The organism is Streptomyces sp. NPDC048297 (genome assembly GCF_043201585.1).
In the GTDB taxonomy this organism is placed as follows: domain Bacteria; phylum Actinomycetota; class Actinomycetes; order Streptomycetales; family Streptomycetaceae; genus Streptomyces.
In genome coordinates, this window is the sequence record NZ_JBICZA010000016.1 from 36,498 (window position 1) to 53,205 (window position 16,708).

Sequence of the window (16,708 nt, forward strand, 5' to 3'; positions counted from 1 at the left end):
GCTCCCGGCTCCCGGCTCCCGGCTCCCGGCTCCCGGCTCCCGGCTCCCGGCTCCCGGCTCCCGGCTCCCGGCTCCCGGCTCCCGGCTCCCGGCTCCCGGCTCTAATTGTTTATTGTATCCGGCGCCGTGAGGTGCGCCGATCAATGGTGTTTGCAGATCGTGAAGATTTCCGCCGCGATTTGTGGCAATCGCTACATCGAATTTACGCGCCGTCGCTTCTCTCCAGGGTATGTGCAGCATTCCCCGGGACGTGAAGAACTCAACGGTTCCCCCGTCCAGCGCCGACGACTCCGTGCAGGTGAAAACGGTCTGGATGCGCCGGTCGCCCTCGAACACGGCGAGAAGATCGAGCAGCCGGGTAGCGGACGTGATGTTGTGGACGACACCGAGAACGGTCCGCTCCGCCGCGACGGTCACCCAGCGCCCACTGTCCGCCGTCATCGGCAACGGCAGCCGCCCTCCCACACGCACGCTTCGCTCCCTGCTGTACCCCGTAGTCCGGCCCCCGACGGTGGCCCCCCATCGGCGCCCACCATCTCAGCACTCGATGATGTTGACCGCCAGCCCGCCCCGCGCCGTCTCCTTGTACTTGACGCTCATGTCCGCGCCCGTGTCCTTCATGGTCTTGATGACCTTGTCGAGGGAGACCTTGTGGGAGCCGTCGCCGCGCATGGCCATCTTCGCGGCCGTGACGGCCTTCACCGCGGCCATGCCGTTGCGTTCGATGCAGGGGATCTGGACGAGGCCGCCGACCGGGTCGCAGGTGAGGCCGAGGTTGTGCTCCATGCCGATCTCGGCCGCGTTCTCGACCTGTTCGGGAGTGCCGCCGAGCACCTCGGCGAGGGCGCCCGCGGCCATCGAGCAGGCGGAGCCGACCTCGCCCTGGCAGCCGACCTCGGCGCCGGAGATGGAGGCGTTCTCCTTGAAGAGCATGCCGATCGCGCCGGCCGCGAGGAGGAAGCGGACCACGCCCTCCTCGTCGGCGCCGGGTACGAAGTTGATGTAGTAGTGCAGGACCGCCGGGATGATGCCCGCCGCGCCGTTGGTGGGGGCGGTGACCACACGGCCGCCGGCCGCGTTCTCCTCGTTCACCGCCATCGCGTAGAGCGTGATCCACTCCATCGCGTGCGCCAACGGGTCGCCCGCGGCGCGTAGTTGGCGGGCGGAGACGGCCGCGCGGCGGCGGACCTTGAGGCCGCCGGGCAGGATGCCCTCGCGGGACATGCCACGGCTCACGCACGCGCGCATCACGCGCCAGATCTCCAGCAGCCCGGCCCGGATCTCCTCCTCCGTGCGCCAGGCCCGCTCGTTCTCCAGCATCAGGGAGGAGATGGACAGGCCCGTGTCCTTCGTGAGGCGCAGCAGTTCGTCGCCGGTGCGGAAGGGGTACTTCAGGACCGTGTCGTCCAGCACGATCCGGTCCGCGCCGACCGCTTCCTCGTCCACGACGAAGCCGCCGCCGACCGAGTAGTACGTCTTGGCGAGCAGCTCCGTGCCCGTGGCGTCGTACGCCCAGACGGTCATGCCGTTGGCGTGGTAGGGGAGCGCCTTGCGGCGGTGCAGGACGAGGTCGTCGTCGAAGGAGAAGGTGATCTCGTGCTCGCCGAGCAGGTTCAGCCGGCCCGCCTTCTTGATCCCCTCCACCCGCTCGTCGGCGCTCTCCACGTCGACCGTGCGCGGAGAGGCGCCCTCAAGACCGAGCAGCACCGCCTTCGGGGTGCCGTGGCCGTGGCCGGTGGCGCCGAGCGAGCCGTACAGCTCGCAGCGCACGGACGCGACGGAGCCGAGCAGGCCCTCGTTGCGCAGCCGGCCGGCGAACATGCGCGCCGCGCGCATCGGGCCGACCGTGTGGGAGCTGGACGGGCCGATGCCGATCGAGAACAGGTCGAAGACCGAGATGGCCACGGGGGTGACTCCTCACATACGGGGTGGTGCGGGGGCCGGCACCGCGCTCACCTTTCCAGTGTGCGCGGTGCCGGATGAAACGGGATTTACTTGTTCAGTCCCGGGTACAGCGGGTGCTTGTCGGCCAGGGCCTCGACCCGGGCCTTGAGCGCCTCGGCGTCGTAGGACGGCTTCAGCGTCTCGGCGATCACGTCCGCGACCTCGGCGAAGTCCTCGGCGGTGAAGCCGCGGGTGGCGAGGGCGGGCGTGCCGATCCGCAGGCCGGAGGTCACCATCGGCGGGCGCGGGTCGTTCGGGACCGCGTTGCGGTTGACGGTGATGCCGACCTCGTGGAGACGGTCCTCGGCCTGCTGGCCGTCCAGCTCGGACTCGCGCAGGTCGACCAGGATCAGGTGGACGTCCGTCCCGCCCGACAGGACGTTGACCCCGGCCTCGCGGGCGTCGGCCGCCGTGAGGCGCTCGGCGAGGATGCGCGCGCCCTCGACCGTGCGCCGCTGGCGCTCCTTGAACTCCTCGGAGGCGGCGACCTTGAAGGAGACCGCCTTCGCCGCGATCACGTGCTCCAGCGGGCCGCCCTGGAAGCCGGGGAAGACCGAGGAGTTCAGCTTCTTCGCGAAGTCCTTCTTGGCGAGGATGACGCCGCCGCGCGGGCCGCCGAGGGTCTTGTGGGTCGTGGAGGTGACCACGTCCGCGTACTCGACCGGGTTCGGGTGCAGACCGGCGGCGACCAGGCCGGCGAAGTGCGCCATGTCGACCCACAGGTACGCCTCGACCTCGTCGGCGATCCGGCGGAACTCGGCGAAGTCCAGCTGCCGCGGGTACGCCGACCAGCCGGCGATGATCACCTTGGGGCGGTGCTCCTTGGCGAGCCGCTCGACCTCGGCCATGTCGACCAGGCCGGCCTCGTCCACGTGGTACGCGACCACGTTGAACTGCTTGCCCGAGAAGTTCAGGCGCATGCCGTGGGTCAGGTGGCCGCCGTGCGCGAGGTCCAGACCGAGGATGGTGTCCCCGGGCTGGGCCAGCGCGAACAGCGCCGCCTGGTTGGCGGAGGCGCCGGAGTGGGGCTGCACGTTGGCGTACTCGGCGCCGAACAGCTCCTTGATCCGGTCGATGGCGATCTGCTCGGCGACGTCGACGTGCTCGCAGCCGCCGTAGTAGCGGCGGCCGGGGTAGCCCTCGGCGTACTTGTTGGTCAGGACCGAACCCTGGGCCTCCATCACCGCGAGCGGCGCGAAGTTCTCGGAGGCGATCATCTCCAGCGTCGACTGCTGGCGGACCAGCTCGGCGTCGACCGCGGCGGCGATCTCGGGGTCCAGCTCGTGCAGGGGGGTGTTCAGGACAGTCATGGGGCTACGACTCCTCAGCCGGCGATCTCGGCGTCGTACTCGGCGGCGGAGAGCAGGTCGGACGGCTCCTCCGTGACACGGACCTTGAACAGCCAGCCACCCTCGAAGGGGGCGGAGTTCACCAGCGACGGGTCGTCGACGACGTCCTGGTTGGCCTCGACGACCTCACCGGTGACCGGCGAGTACAGGTCGGAGACGGACTTGGTCGACTCCAGCTCGCCGCAGGTCTCGCCCGCGGTCACCGTGTCACCGACCTCGGGGAGCTGGGCGTAGACGACGTCGCCGAGGGCGTTGGCCGCGAACTCGGTGATGCCGACCGTCGAGACGCCGTCCTCGGCGGCCGACAGCCACTCGTGCTCCTTGCTGTAGCGCAGCTGCTGCGGGTTGCTCATGGCCTGAATTCTCCTGTATGCGGGAAAGTGCTGGTCGACGGGGGAGTGCGGAAAGCGCTGATGAGCAGGCGAAATGTGGGCAGGGTCACGTGCTCGGGACGCGACCGGGGCCCAGCCTGCTGGCGCTTTGGGCCAGTGACTACTTCTGGCGCTTGTAGAAGGGCAGCGCCACGACCTCGTAGGGCTCGTGGTTGCCGCGGATGTCCACGCCCACGCCCTCGGTGCCCGGCGCCGCGTGGGCGGCGTCGACGTAGGCCATGGCGATCGGCTTGGCCAGGGTGGGGGAGGGGGCGCCGGAGGTGACCTCGCCGATCACCTGGCCGCCGGCGACGACGGCGTACCCGGCGCGCGGGACGCGGCGGCCCTCGGCGACCAGCCCGACCAGGACGCGCGGCGGGTTCTGCTCGGCGCGCGCGGCGGCCTCGGTGAGCGCCTCGCGGCCCACGAAGTCGCCCTCCTTCTCGAACTTCACCACCCGGCCGAGCCCGGCGTCGAACGGCGTGAGCGAGGTGGTCAGCTCGTGCCCGTACAGCGGCATGCCCGCCTCCAGGCGCAGGGTGTCCCGGCAGGACAGGCCGCACGGCACCAGGCCGACGCCCTCGCCGGCCTCGGTCAGTGCCTGCCACAGCTGCACGGCGTGCTCCGGCTTCACGAACAGCTCGAAGCCGTCCTCGCCGGTGTAGCCGGTGCGCGCGATCAGCGCGGGGACGCCGGCGACGGTGCCGGGCAGGCCCGCGTAGTACTTCAGGCCGTCCAGGTCGGCGTCCGTGAGGGACTTCAGGATGCCGGGGGACTCGGGGCCCTGGACGGCGATCAGCGCGTAGGCGTCGCGGTCGTCGCGGACCTCGGCGTCGAAACCGGCGGCGCGCTCGGTCAGCGCGTCGAGCACGACCTGGGCGTTGGAGGCGTTCGCCACGACCATGTACTCGGTCTCGGCCAGCCGGTAGACGATCAGGTCGTCCAGGATGCCGCCGTCGGCCCGGCAGATCATGGTGTAGCGGGCGCGGCCGAGCCCGACGGAGGCGATGTTGCCGACGAGCGCGAAGTTCAGCAGCGCGGCGGCCTGCGGGCCGGTCACCGTGATCTCGCCCATGTGGGAGAGGTCGAACAGGCCCGCACTGGTGCGCACCGCGACGTGCTCGTCACGCTCGGAGCCGTAGCGCAGCGGCATGTCCCAGCCGGCGAAGTCGGTCATGGTCGCACCGAGCGAGCGATGGAGGGCGTCCAGCGCGGTGTGACGGAGTTCGGTACTGCTCATCGGTCGGTCGTCTCCCAAGGCAAGAAGGGCGAGGAAGTTCCTCCCCATCTGTCATCGGAACCTGAGAGGTTCGCCATGACCACCGACTCGGGAAAAGTCGCAGGTCAGGACTTGCACCTTGGGTGGGGCCACCGTCATGGCGGCCCGCTTTTCAGATGTGCCTCGCCCGCGCGGTAACGGGGCCTGAGAGATTCAAGGGAGGGACTTGCTCCTTCGGCGCCCCAGCGAAGACTGCTGGGAACTCTCCCGCGCGGATTCAAGCGGCCGGTATGCAGTTGGCGGGCACATCATTGCACGCCACACCCCGGACCGTCAGGGCCGCATCTGTAACCGAGCTGTCGCACGACGCGCACCGAACCACTGGACACCGCGCATTACCTTCTCTTTACATGTGAAGGGCAAGGGGGATGCCCCGGGCCCAGCAGGGGAGGACGAACACGGTGAACAGGACCACGGCCTACGCCACCACCACCGGCATCGCGGTGCCGAAGCAGCCCTGCGCCCCCGCCGTCGAACGCGGCACCGGTCGCCCGGCCCCGGTCGTCCGCGACCTGCGCGAGCGCGCCGGCCACAGCCCGCACACCCTGCACTTCGGACCGAGAGACCTGGTGGTGATCACCGGCCTGCCCGGCAGCGGCAAGTCCACCCTGATGCGGCGCGCGGTCCCCGGCCCGCGGATCGACTCCCAGGACACCCGCGAGCGCTGGGACGCCCGCACGCCCCGCCTCCTGCCCTACGCGCTCTACCGCCCCCTGGTCCGCCTCTCCCACTACGCCGGCCTGCGCCGCGCCCTCGCCTCCGGCGAGGCGGTGGTCGTGCACGACTGCGGCACCCAGGCCTGGGTGCGCGCCTGGCTGGCCCGCGAGGCCCGGCGCCGCGGCGGCACCCTGCACCTGCTCCTCCTCGACGTCACCGCCCGCACCGCCCGCGAGGGCCGGCGCGAGCGAGGCCGGGACGTGTCGCGGTACGCCTTCCGGCGCCACCGCGGCGCGACCGCCCGGCTGCTGCGCGCGGTGCAGCGCGGCGAAGTGCCCGCCGGCTGCGGCTCGGCGGTGCTGCTGGACCGGCCGGCGGCGGACGTCCTGCAGCGGATCGTGTTCACAGGGTGAGGGCCGTCACCCGTACCGGATAGCCTTTGGCACCACAGCACGGTTCCCAGCAGGCGGTAGGCACATGGACTTCCCGGCGGACGTTCCCGCGGACTTCCCGGCACAGGCGCACCCCCACCCGCACGGCGGTTGGCCCGGCAACGAACTGGAGGAGGTGCTCTCCGCCTCCCTGGGCGTCCCCTCCGCGGGCGGCCGGATCGTCGAGGTCCTGGGCCGCAGCTTCCTCTGGATACCGCTGCCGGGCGGCGGCGGCCCGCACAGCGGCCCGCTGGACCTGCCCACCCTGGACATCGAAGGCCAGGTGTACGTCCCGGTCTTCAGTTCCGAGGAGCAACTGCACCAGGCCACCGGCTCCCACATGTCGTACACCATCGCCCCCGCCGTGGAGTTCGCCCGCGGCCTGCCCCCGCAGGTGGGCCTGGCGGTCAACCCCGGCGGCGTGGTCGGCGTCCCCCTGCCGCCCGAGGCGGTGGCGGACCTCTCCCGCGCCGGCCGCACCCCCCTGGACGGCCCCGCCTCCGGCGGTCGCGTCCGGCTCTTCGAGCCCGACTGGCAGGACGACCCGGTCGACTTCCTCTCCGCCGCCTCCGCCGAGTTCGCCGCGACCGGCGTCGTCCGCACCGCCCGCCGCTGCCTCGCCGCCATCGAGACGGCCGACCCCGTGATGTTCATCGGCGTCGAACTCTCCCCGTACGAGGGCGACATCCGCGCCCTCCCCCTGGGGGCGCTCGGCAGAGCCCTCGGCACCCAGCCGGTCCCCTGGCCGGTCAACCTGGTCCTCATGGACATCGCCGACGACCCCGTCGCCACCTGGCTCACCACCAACGTCCGCCCCTTCTACGAGTCCGGCCACTAGAAGCCGCGACCACGCCCACCAGAAGCCGTGAACACGCCCACTGGAAGCCGACGACAGGTGCAGCAGACCCAGGGGCGCGGGGAACTGCGCGAGAACCACGCACAACCCGCACCCGCCGACGCACACAAGGCCCCGAGCCACCAGGCGCTTAAGCTGTCTCCAAACGTGGGGCACTGAAAAGAGAAGGGCACGACAGGTGAGCGCGAGCCACAGCGGCAGCGTCGAGCACATGCTGCGCCAGGTCACCCCCGGCCGCTACGACGCCTACGAAGCGCTGCTGCGCGCCCTCGCCACCCCCTCCTCCGGCCAGATCTGGATGTTCCTGTGGCACGGCCAGGCCGGCTCCCCGGACGCCCAGTACGGGGACATGGAGGTCGACGGCTCCCACTACGCCCCCTGCGTCACCTCCGCGCAGGAACTCTCCGCGAGCGGCTGGAACCGGTCCTACGAGGTCGTCGACGGGCTCGACGTGGCCCGCACCCTCTACCCCGACCACTACGGCCTCTGGCTCAACCCGCACGCCCCGGGCGGCGGCGTCGGCATCCCCTGGCTGGACCTGCGCCGCATCGCCACCGGTCTGGACCGCCAGCCCGCCGGCCCCCTGCGCCTGTCCGAACCGGCCGTCGACATCCCGCAGTTCTACGCCCTGCTCGCGCAGAACGCCCACCGCACCCCCGCGCTGCGCTCGCTGCGCCGCGCCTGGGTGCAGCCCGCGCTCGGGGCGCCGTACCTCGCCCTCGGCCTGGACGTGTACGACACCTCGCCGGCCGCGGTCGACTCGGTGCGGGCGATGATGCAGCAGTCCGTCGGCGCCGTACCGGAGGGCCTGCCGGTCTCGACGGTCGCGATGACCGACGACTACGACCCCGTCGTCATGTGGATGCGCGCCAACTCCCGCCCGTTCTACGACCGCGACGCCCACGCGGCCGCCCCCCAGCCCCAACCCCGCTCACCGGCCCCCGGCTACGGCTACCCGCCGGTCCACGGGGCCTACTGAGCGCGTGCGCTGAGTCGAAGTCGGCGGGTCAACCGTCACTGTGTGTGACCGATTCGTCCGCGCGTCGGTTCCGGACGTTCGGATAACGGAACCCCCATAGCCGCATCACGGTTACGCATACTTTCGCCGTCAGCTCTGGCGGCTGATCGCGGCCACGCTGAAGACTCCCCACTCAGGACACCAGGTGCTCACCTCACGTCCTGAGCAAGTCGACAAAGCCGCAAACCTTGGCGGCAGATGCGGGCCGGTCAACAACCGGCTGGAGGGGTCGGATTCACAGTGACAGCACCGCTCGAGACCACCGGGGCTGAGGCCGAGACCCCGCCCGAGGCTGTGCTCGCCGGGGTCAAGAAAGCCCAGATCGAAGGTCGTTCGCTCACACAGATCGCCTGGACCCGGTTCAAACGGGACAAGTTGGCGGTTGCGGGTGGCGTCGTCGTCATCCTGCTCGTGCTCATGGCGGTGCTCGCCAAGCCGATCGAGTGGGCCTTCGGGCTTGACCCCAACGAGTTCCACCAGAACCTCATCGACCCCGCCCTGCTCGCCCCCAAGGGCAGCTGGGGCGGAATGAGCTGGGCCCACCCGCTCGGCGTCGAGCCGCAGTACGGCCGCGACATGCTCGCCCGCATCATCGAGGGTTCCTGGGTCTCGCTGCTGGTCGCCGGCGGCGCCACCCTGCTGTCCGTCGTCATCGGCACCGTGCTCGGCGTCGTCGCCGGCTACTACGGCGGCTGGGTCGACAGCGTCATCAGCCGGCTGATGGACACCTTCCTCGCGTTCCCGCTCCTGCTGTTCGCCATCGCCATCTCGGCCTCGGTCCAGGACGGATTCTTCGGCTTCAACGGGCTGCCGCTGCGCATCGGCGTGCTGATCTTCGTGATCGGCTTCTTCAGCTGGCCCTACATCGGCCGTATCGTGCGCGCCCAGACGATGAGCCTCGCGCGGCGCGAGTTCGTGGAGGCCGCCACCAGCCTGGGCGCCCGGGGCCCGTACATCCTGTTCCGGGAACTCCTGCCCAACCTCGTCGCTCCGATCCTCGTCTACTCGACGCTGATCATTCCGACGAACATCCTCTTCGAGGCCGCGCTGAGCTTCCTCGGAGTCGGTATCGCACCGCCGCAGGCCTCCTGGGGCGGAATGCTCAGCAACGCAGTGGATCTCTACACCGCAGATCCGCAGTTCATGTTCGTGCCCGGACTGGCGATCTTCATCACCGTCCTGGCGTTCAACCTGCTGGGTGACGGGCTGCGTGATGCGCTCGATCCTCGCAGCAAGTGATCCAACGATCGAGGGGGCATTCCTCACGTGAAGACGAGAAGGGTTACCGCCGCCGTGGCGACGGTCCTGGCGGTCTCGCTCGGCGCTGCCGCGTGCGGCGGCGGTAACGACAGCAAGAACAACGGCGGTGGCGGCACCGCCAAGAAGGACGCGGCGCTGGACTCCATCGTCAACGCGTCGAGCAAGAAGGGAGGGACGGTCAACCTCGAGGACTCCGACGTCCCGGACTCCCTCGACCCCGGCAACACGTACTACGGCTTCGTGCAGAACTTCTCGCGTCTCTACGCGCGTACGCTCGTCACGTTCAAGCCGGCCGCGGGCAAGGACGGCCTCACGGTCGTCCCCGACCTGGCGGACTCCCTCGGCAAGGCCAGCGCCGACGCCAAGACCTGGACGTACCACCTGCGTTCCGGCCTGAAGTTCGACGACGGCACGCCGATCACGTCCAAGGACGTCAAGTACGCGATCGAGCGCTCCAACTTCGCGCCCGAGGCCCTGTCCAACGGCCCGACGTACTTCAAGGCGTACCTAGAGGGCGGTGACAAGTACAAGGGCCCCTACAAGGACAAGAAGGGCCTCGACTCGATCGAGACCCCGGACGACCAGACGATCGTCTTCCACCTGGCCAAGCCCTTCGCCGACTTCGACTACCTGGCGACCTTCTCCCAGACGGCCCCCGTGCCGGCGGCGAAGGACGACGGCGCGAAGTACGTCCAGCACATCGTGTCCTCCGGCCCCTACAAGTTCGCCTCGTACGAGGAGGGCGCCAGCGCCTCCCTCGTCCGCAACCCGAACTGGGACCCGAAGTCGGACCCGATCCGCAAGGCGCTGCCGGACAAGATCAACGTCAAGTTCAAGGTCAACCCGGTCACGGTCGACAACGACCTGCTCGCCGACAAGATCACGGCCGACATCACCGGCGCCGGTGTGCAGCCGCAGACGCAGCCGAAGATCCTGAACGGCAAGTACGCCCCGCAGACGGACAACTCGTACGCGGGCGCGACGGGTTACATGGCGCTGAACCTGCACGTCGCCCCGTTCGACAACGTCCACTGCCGCAAGGCCGTCCAGTGGGCCCTCGACAAGCAGTCGGTCATCGACGCCATGGGCGGCTCGCCCAAGGGCGACGTGGCCACCACGCTGCTGCCGCCGTCGGTCAACGGCTACACCAAGTTCGACTCCTACGCCACGCCCGGTCACAAGGGTGACGTGGCCAAGGCCAAGGACGAGCTGAAGCAGTGCGGCAAGCCGAGCGGCTTCTCCACCACGCTGACCGCCCGCGCCGACCGCCCCGCCGAGGTCGCGGCCGCCACGGCCATCCAGAACTCGCTGAAGGCCGCCGGCATCACGGTCGACATCAAGCAGTTCCCCTCCGGCAAGTACTTCTCCAACTTCGCCGGTGTCCCGAGCTACGTCCACCAGCACAAGCTCGGCATGATGATGATGGCGTGGGGCGCCGACTGGCCGACCGGCTACGGCTTCCTGGACCAGATCATCGACGGCAGCGCCATCAAGCCCTCGGGCGGCAACAACCTGATGGAGCTGAACGACCCGAAGATCAACAAGGCTCTGTCCGACGCCATCTCGAACACCGACTCCGCGGCCCGCACCAAGGCCTGGGGCGACATCGACAAGATGGTCCTGGACAACGCCTCGGTCGTCCCGCTGATCTACCGCAAGAACCTGCTGATCAGGCCTTCGTCCGCGACCAACGTCACGGTCACGCAGGCGTACCTCGGCATGTACGACTACACGCTGCTGGGCTCCTCGAAGTAACAGCAGGCCGGATACCCCTGAAAGGCAGGTGAAGGTTCCGGGCGGCCGGGACGGACAACCCCGTCCCGGCCCCCCGGAGCCGCACAGCTGTGGCTGCGTACATCATCCGACGCGTCTTCGGCGCCGTAGTGCTGCTGCTGGTGGTCAGCGCAGTCACCTTCGCGATCTTCTTCCTGGTGCCCCGCCTGGGCGGCCAGACGGCCACCCAGCTGGCCACCCAGTACGTCGGCAAGGACGCCAACCCCGAGTCCATCGCCGCGATCAAGAAAAACCTGGGCTTCGACCAGCCCATCTACATCCAGTACTGGGACTACATCAAGGGCCTGTTCGTAGGCGCCGACTACAAGTTCGGTCCTGACGCCACGCACTGCAGCGCCCCCTGCTTCGGGTACTCCTTCAAGAGTCACATCGAGGTGTGGCCGCAGCTCACGCAGCGCATCCCGGTCTCCTTCTCGCTGGCCGTCGGTGCGGCCGTGATGTGGCTGATCTTCGGTGTGACCACCGGTGTCATCTCCGCGCTGCGCAAGGGCAAGCCCGTCGACCGCATCGCGATGTTCATCGCGCTCGCCGGCGTCTCGCTCCCGATCTTCTTCACCGGCCAGGTCATCAACGCGCTGTTCATCTACCAGTGGCCCATCTGGGACAGCACCGACTACGTGCCCTTCACCCAGAACCCGGGCGAGTGGGCCTGGCACCTGCTGCTGCCCTGGATCAGCCTCGCGTTCCTCTTCTCGGCCACCTACGCCCGGCTCACCCGGGCCGGCATGCTCGAGACGATGAGCGAGGACTTCATCCGTACGGCCCGCGCCAAGGGCCTGCCGGAGCGCACGGTCGTCACCAAGCACGGCCTGCGCGCCACCCTCACCCCGATCGTCACCATCTTCGGCATCGACTTCGGCACCCTCATCGGTACCGCGGTGCTGACCGAGACGGTCTTCTCGCTCCAGGGCATCGGTGCGTACTCGATCCAGGCCATCAAGGACAACGACCTGCCCATCGTGATGGCCGTGACCCTGGTGGCGGCGTTCTTCATCGTCTTCGCAAATCTCGTCGTCGACCTGGTGTACGCAGCCATCGACCCCCGCGTGAGGTACTCGTGAGCAAGCTCGAAAAGGCGGCACTGGGCGAACCGGCCACGGACGTCGCCGCCCCTTCCGACGCCCAAGACGCGTTCCTCTCCGTTCGCGATCTGCGCATCCACTTCAACACCGACGACGGTGTGGTCAAGTCCGTGAACGGCGTCAGCTTCGACGTCCGGCGCGGTCAGACCCTCGGCATCGTGGGCGAGTCGGGTTCCGGCAAGTCCGTGACGTCCCTCGGCGTCATGGGACTGCACCGCGCCGCGAACGCCCACGTCTCCGGTGAGGTGTGGCTGGACGGTCAGGAACTGATCGGCGCCGACCCGGACGAGGTGCGCCGGCTGCGCGGCCGGAAGATGGCGATGATCTTCCAGGACCCGCTGTCCGCGATGCACCCGTACTACACGGTCGGCGCCCAGATCATCGAGGCCTACCGGGTCCACCACAAGGTCAGCAAGAAGGTGGCCCGCACGCGCGCCATCGAGATGCTCGACCGGGTCGGCATTCCCGAGCCCGCCAAGCGCATCGACGGCTACCCGCACGAGTTCTCCGGCGGTATGCGCCAGCGCGCCATGATCGCGATGGCGCTGGTCAACAACCCCGAACTGCTCATCGCGGACGAGCCGACCACCGCCCTCGACGTGACCGTCCAGGCGCAGATCCTCGACCTGATCCGGGACCTGCAGAAGGAGTTCGGCTCCGCGGTCGTCATGATCACGCACGACCTCGGCGTGGTCGCCGAGATCGCCGACGACGTCCTGGTGATGTACGGCGGCCGTTGCGTGGAGCGCGGACCGGTCGAGGAGATCTTCGACAAGCCGCAGCACCCGTACACCTGGGGCCTGCTCGGCTCGATGCCGCGCATCGACCGCGAGACCGCCGAACGGCTCACCCCGGTCAAGGGCCAGCCGCCGAGCCTCATCAACGTCCCCTCGGGTTGTGCCTTCCACCCGCGCTGCCCGTACGCGGACCTCCCCAAGGGGAACGTCACCCGCACGGTGGTTCCCGAGCTGCAGCTGGTGGAGGGCGGCCACTGGTCCGCCTGCCACCTCTCGGCCGAGGACCGTACGCGGATCTGGACCGAAGAGATTGCGCCGAAGCTGTGAGTGAGACGAAGAAGACAGACACCGCCGAGGACCCCGCCGGCAAGGCCGCGGTCCCGCAGCAGGCGTCGGCTCCCGAGGACGGCAGGACGGACGGGGAGGTGCTGCTGAAGGTCAGGGGCCTGCGGAAGCACTTCCCGATCAAGAAGGGCCTCCTGCAGCGCCAGGTCGGCGCCGTGAAGGCGGTCGACGGCCTCGACTTCGAGGTGCGCAAGGGCGAGACCCTGGGCGTCGTCGGCGAGTCGGGCTGCGGCAAGACGACCATGGGCCGGGTCATCACCCGGCTCCAGGACCCGACCGCCGGCACCGTCGAGTTCGAGGGCCGGGACATCACGCGGCTGAGCACCGGGCAGATGCGCCCGATGCGCCGTGACGTCCAGATGATCTTCCAGGACCCGTACGGCTCCCTGAACCCCCGGCACACCATCGGCTCGATCGTCTCGGCGCCCTTCCGGCTCCAGGGCGTCGAGCCCGAGGGCGGGGTGAAGAAGGAGGTCCAGCGGCTCATGGAGCTGGTCGGCCTCAACCCCGAGCACTACAACCGCTACCCGCACGAGTTCTCCGGCGGTCAGCGCCAGCGCATCGGCATCGCCCGCGCGCTCGCCCTGAAGCCGAAGCTGGTCGTCGCCGACGAGCCGGTGTCCGCGCTGGACGTGTCGATCCAGGCCCAGGTCGTCAACCTCATGGACGACCTCCAGCAGGAACTGGGCCTGACGTACGTGATCATCGCGCACGACCTCTCGGTCGTCCGGCACGTCTCGGACCGGATCGCGGTGATGTACCTCGGCAAGATCGTCGAGCTGGCCGACCGTGACTCGCTGTACCGGGCGCCGATGCACCCGTACACCAAGGCGCTGATGTCGGCCGTGCCGATTCCCGACCCGAAGCGGCGGGGTGCCAAGAGCGAGCGCATCCTGCTGCGCGGTGACGTCCCCTCGCCGATCGCGCCGCCCTCCGGCTGCCGTTTCCACACCCGGTGCTGGAAGGCCACGCAGATCTGCGCGACGACCGAGCCGCCGTTCCTGGAGCTGAAGCCCGGTCAGCAGGTCGCCTGCCACCACCCGGAGAACTTCGCCGACCAGGCCCCGCAGGACACGGTCCTGCTGACGGCGGCGAAGGAGGCCTCGGAGCTGGTCGGCGAAGCGGTCCTGGAGGAGTCGGCGGAGACGTCGGCCGCGGTGGCGGCGGAGGTCGCGGAGATGGAAGCGGAGGCCGAAGCCGAGGTCGTGGCCGTTATCGAAGCCGAAGCCGAAGCCGAAGCCGAAGCCGTGGCCGAGGTCGCGGCAGAAGCCGAGGCGGCGACGGAGGAGTCCGAGTCTCCCGAGTCCCCCGCCCCCGAGTCCCCGGCCCCCAAGGCCCAGGAGTCGGACGACAAGTAGTCGAACGACAAGAGGTCGAACGACAACGAGCACATGGCGACCGGGCGGAGTCATGTGCATGCCCGAACGGGAGAGTGACGGGAGAGTGCGGAGTCGTCCGTGACCGTCGTGACCGTCCACCGGCCGGTACACGCTCGAAGGGACGACTCACGGCACTCTCCCGCCACTCTCCCGTCCGGCACGCGCCCGCGGAGTACCGGGGCACCCGCTCGGCCCTTGACAGGTGAGAATGTCGGGGTGCAGGTACAGCAACTCTTCAGTCCCTCCGTTCAGCACACGCTGGATGTCATCGGCATCTTCGTGTTCGCGATCTCCGGCGCGCTGCTCGCCGTCCGGAAGAACTTCGACGTGTTCGGCATCGCCGTGCTCGCCGAGGTCACCGGGCTGGGCGGAGGGCTGTTCCGTGACCTGATCATCGGGGCCGTCCCGCCGGCCGCCTTCACGGACCTCGGGTACTTCGTCACCCCGCTGCTCGCCGCGCTCGTGGTCTTCTTCCTGCATCCCCACGTGGAGCGCATCCAGTCGGCGGTCCTGGTCTTCGACGCGGCCGGCCTCGGCCTGTTCTGCGTCACCGGTACGACCAAGGCGTACTCCTACGGCCTCAACCTGACCGCGTCCGCGACCCTGGGCCTCGCCACCGCGGTCGGCGGTGGCGTGCTCAGGGACGTGCTCGCCAACGAGGTTCCCTCGCTGCTGCGCTGGGACCGCGACCTGTACGCGGTCCCGGCGATGGTCGGCGCCGCCATGGTGGTGGTGTGCATCCACTACGACGTGCTGACCCCGCTGGCCAGCGGGGTCGCGGTCGTCACCGCTTTCGTCCTGCGCCTGCTCGCGATGAGGTTCCACTGGCGAGCGCCGCGTGCGTGGAACCGTCGCTCGACGGTGGTCGAGGAGTAGTCCCGGCCGCGGACCCGGCCATGGACTCGGCGGCGGCCCCGGCCGTGGCTCCGGCCGTGGTTCCGGCAGTCGTCCCCGCGATGGAGTGGTCGATGCCCCTGGCCCGGTTCTGGCCCATCTGCAGGGTCAGCCAGCGGAACACCGCGGGCACCTGCGGCCGCCACAGCGCCATGGTGTGACCGCCCGCGCTGCGCGGCAGGAACACCACGTGCACGGTCGTCGGCGCCTTGGCGACCGACTCCAGCGCCACGCCCCCCTGGTAGCCGTCACCGGACTCGCCGGAGACGTACAGCGCGATCTTGGGCGGCACGGCCCGCCGTTTGAGGAGCAGGTAGGGGTTGTTCGCGGCGCGCAGCCCGGGGCTCTGCGCGGCGAGGGAATTGCGTTCGCCGATCGGGTCGTTGTAGCCCGACATGCTGACCGCGGCCCGGTAGCGGTCCGGGTGGGCGACGGCCAGTTTGAGCGCGCAGTGCGCACCCGCCGAGTACCCGGCGACCGCCCAGCCCTGCGGCGCCGGCTGGGTGCGGAAGTTGTCCATGACCATCTTCGGCACGTCGACGCTGAGCCAGCTGTCGGCGTTGACCTGGCCGGGGATGTTGGCGCAGCCGGTGTCCACACCGGCCAGCAGGTTGGTGCGGGGCGCGACCAGGATGAAGGGCGCCACCTGGCCGCTGCGCATCAGCGGCAGCAGTTGCTCGTGCGCCTTGAGCGACCCGAACCAGGCCTTCGCCGAGCCGGGGTAGCCGGGCAGCAGTTCCACCACCGGGAACTTCTTGTTCCGGTAGGCCGGTTCGCCGTACTGCGGCGGCAGCCAGACGTAGACCTCGGCGTTCACTCCGGACACCTGGCCCTTGAGCTGGGTGACGCGGACTCCGCCGGCCGTGCGCATCCCCGGTCCGTCGGTCGGGCTGAACACCTGCCTGACCTTGGGGAGACTCCTGAGCGCCATGCCGCCCGTGCCGTCCTTGCCGAGATCGGCCGCCTGCTGGACGTGGTCGCCGGTGCCGAGCAGGTCGGCCCAGTTGTCGTACAGGTTGTTCTGGTTGTTGACCAGCACGAAGACCAGTGTGACCGCCGTGCCCTGGGTGAACAGCAGCATCAGTACCCGGGCGGCGGTGCGCAGGGGCCGGGGGCCCTGCAGCCGTGACCAGAGCACGAGCGGCAGTATGAGGGCGACGACGGACAGCACGATCGTCGTGTAGAGGAACGGAGTCCCGGTGAGGCTCATGTCCCCATAGAGGGCGATGAACGGCCCTGGGTTGTGGACGTGTCCGGACACTTACCGAGAAATTGCCGGAACCTCACCCGGGCGCGGGACGCGGTCAACCGG

The 16,708-nt window shown here is 69.6% G+C and carries 14 protein-coding genes and 1 riboswitch; of the genes, 9 read left to right on the forward strand and 5 right to left on the reverse strand.

The genetic code is table 11. The features are described 5' to 3' along the window. Positions 1-537: 537 nt before the first annotated feature. From ACGFYV_RS19120 to gcvT, 4 genes are all read right to left on the reverse strand, one after another. Entirely contained in the window at positions 538-1,905 is a 1,368-nt protein-coding gene (locus ACGFYV_RS19120; protein WP_393879567.1) for an L-serine ammonia-lyase, read from the reverse strand. Positions 1,906-1,991: 86 nt separating this feature from the next. Continuing rightward, positions 1,992-3,254, reverse strand: a complete 1,263-nt coding sequence (gene glyA / locus ACGFYV_RS19125) for a serine hydroxymethyltransferase (protein ID WP_393879568.1) — start codon at positions 3,252-3,254, stop codon at positions 1,992-1,994. A gap of 14 nt (positions 3,255-3,268) precedes the next feature. Beyond that, complete coding sequence (gene gcvH, locus ACGFYV_RS19130) at positions 3,269-3,646, reverse strand: glycine cleavage system protein GcvH (protein ID WP_393879569.1); 378 nt, start codon at positions 3,644-3,646, stop codon at positions 3,269-3,271. Positions 3,647-3,785: 139 nt separating this feature from the next. Next, on the reverse strand, positions 3,786-4,904 hold the full coding sequence (gene gcvT, locus ACGFYV_RS19135; RefSeq protein ID WP_393879570.1) for a glycine cleavage system aminomethyltransferase GcvT: 1,119 nt from the start codon (positions 4,902-4,904) through the stop codon (positions 3,786-3,788). Between the two features lie 161 nt (positions 4,905-5,065). Continuing rightward, positions 5,066-5,163, reverse strand: a riboswitch (glycine riboswitch). A 181-nt stretch (positions 5,164-5,344) separates the two neighbouring features. Between gcvT and ACGFYV_RS19140 the strand changes: the two genes are divergently transcribed. From ACGFYV_RS19140 to ACGFYV_RS19180, 9 genes are all read left to right on the forward strand, one after another. After that, positions 5,345-6,013, forward strand: coding sequence for an AAA family ATPase (locus tag ACGFYV_RS19140; protein ID WP_393879571.1), 669 nt, complete (start codon positions 5,345-5,347; stop codon positions 6,011-6,013). A 64-nt stretch (positions 6,014-6,077) separates the two neighbouring features. Beyond that, entirely contained in the window at positions 6,078-6,869 is a 792-nt protein-coding gene (locus ACGFYV_RS19145) for an enhanced serine sensitivity protein SseB (protein WP_393879572.1), read from the forward strand. A 229-nt stretch (positions 6,870-7,098) separates the two neighbouring features. Next, a complete protein-coding gene (locus tag ACGFYV_RS19150; protein ID WP_393879692.1) occupies positions 7,099-7,866 on the forward strand; it encodes an enhanced serine sensitivity protein SseB C-terminal domain-containing protein in 768 nt (255 codons plus the stop codon). 279 nt (positions 7,867-8,145) lie between these two features. Further along, positions 8,146-9,144, forward strand: a complete 999-nt coding sequence (locus ACGFYV_RS19155) for an ABC transporter permease (RefSeq protein ID WP_393879573.1) — start codon at positions 8,146-8,148, stop codon at positions 9,142-9,144. 54 nt (positions 9,145-9,198) lie between these two features. Further along, positions 9,199-10,920, forward strand: coding sequence for an ABC transporter substrate-binding protein (locus ACGFYV_RS19160; RefSeq protein ID WP_393879574.1), 1,722 nt, complete (start codon positions 9,199-9,201; stop codon positions 10,918-10,920). A gap of 89 nt (positions 10,921-11,009) precedes the next feature. Continuing rightward, positions 11,010-12,020 carry an ABC transporter permease gene (locus ACGFYV_RS19165; protein WP_393879575.1) on the forward strand — a complete coding sequence of 337 codons (1,011 nt, stop codon included), beginning with the start codon at positions 11,010-11,012 and terminating at the stop codon, positions 12,018-12,020. Next, positions 12,017-13,105, forward strand: a complete 1,089-nt coding sequence (locus ACGFYV_RS19170) for an ABC transporter ATP-binding protein (RefSeq protein ID WP_393879576.1) — start codon at positions 12,017-12,019, stop codon at positions 13,103-13,105. The genes ACGFYV_RS19165 and ACGFYV_RS19170 overlap by 4 nt, the downstream gene beginning before the upstream one ends. Continuing rightward, positions 13,102-14,481, forward strand: coding sequence for an ABC transporter ATP-binding protein (locus ACGFYV_RS19175; RefSeq protein WP_393879577.1), 1,380 nt, complete (start codon positions 13,102-13,104; stop codon positions 14,479-14,481). The genes ACGFYV_RS19170 and ACGFYV_RS19175 overlap by 4 nt, the downstream gene beginning before the upstream one ends. Before the next feature lie 237 nt (positions 14,482-14,718). Then, a complete protein-coding gene (locus ACGFYV_RS19180; protein ID WP_393879578.1) occupies positions 14,719-15,378 on the forward strand; it encodes a trimeric intracellular cation channel family protein in 660 nt (219 codons plus the stop codon). Here the strand turns inward: ACGFYV_RS19180 and ACGFYV_RS19185 are convergent. Further along, positions 15,287-16,606 carry an alpha/beta hydrolase gene (locus tag ACGFYV_RS19185; protein ID WP_393879579.1) on the reverse strand — a complete coding sequence of 440 codons (1,320 nt, stop codon included), beginning with the start codon at positions 16,604-16,606 and terminating at the stop codon, positions 15,287-15,289. The genes ACGFYV_RS19180 and ACGFYV_RS19185 overlap by 92 nt on opposite strands. Positions 16,607-16,708 lie beyond the last annotated feature (102 nt).

What these genes read in the sequence shown, in the direction of transcription:
- glyA (WP_393879568.1), bottom strand. Translation starts at nt 3,254, where the DNA reads ATGACTGTCCTGAACACCCCCCTGCACGAGCTGGACCCCGAGATCGCC.
- gcvH (WP_393879569.1), bottom strand. Translation starts at nt 3,646, where the DNA reads ATGAGCAACCCGCAGCAGCTGCGCTACAGCAAGGAGCACGAGTGGCTG.
- gcvT (WP_393879570.1), bottom strand. Translation starts at nt 4,904, where the DNA reads ATGAGCAGTACCGAACTCCGTCACACCGCGCTGGACGCCCTCCATCGC.
- ACGFYV_RS19145 (WP_393879572.1), top strand. Translation starts at nt 6,078, where the DNA reads ATGGACTTCCCGGCGGACGTTCCCGCGGACTTCCCGGCACAGGCGCAC.
- ACGFYV_RS19150 (WP_393879692.1), top strand. Translation starts at nt 7,099, where the DNA reads ATGCTGCGCCAGGTCACCCCCGGCCGCTACGACGCCTACGAAGCGCTG.
- ACGFYV_RS19185 (WP_393879579.1), bottom strand. Translation starts at nt 16,606, where the DNA reads ATGAGCCTCACCGGGACTCCGTTCCTCTACACGACGATCGTGCTGTCC.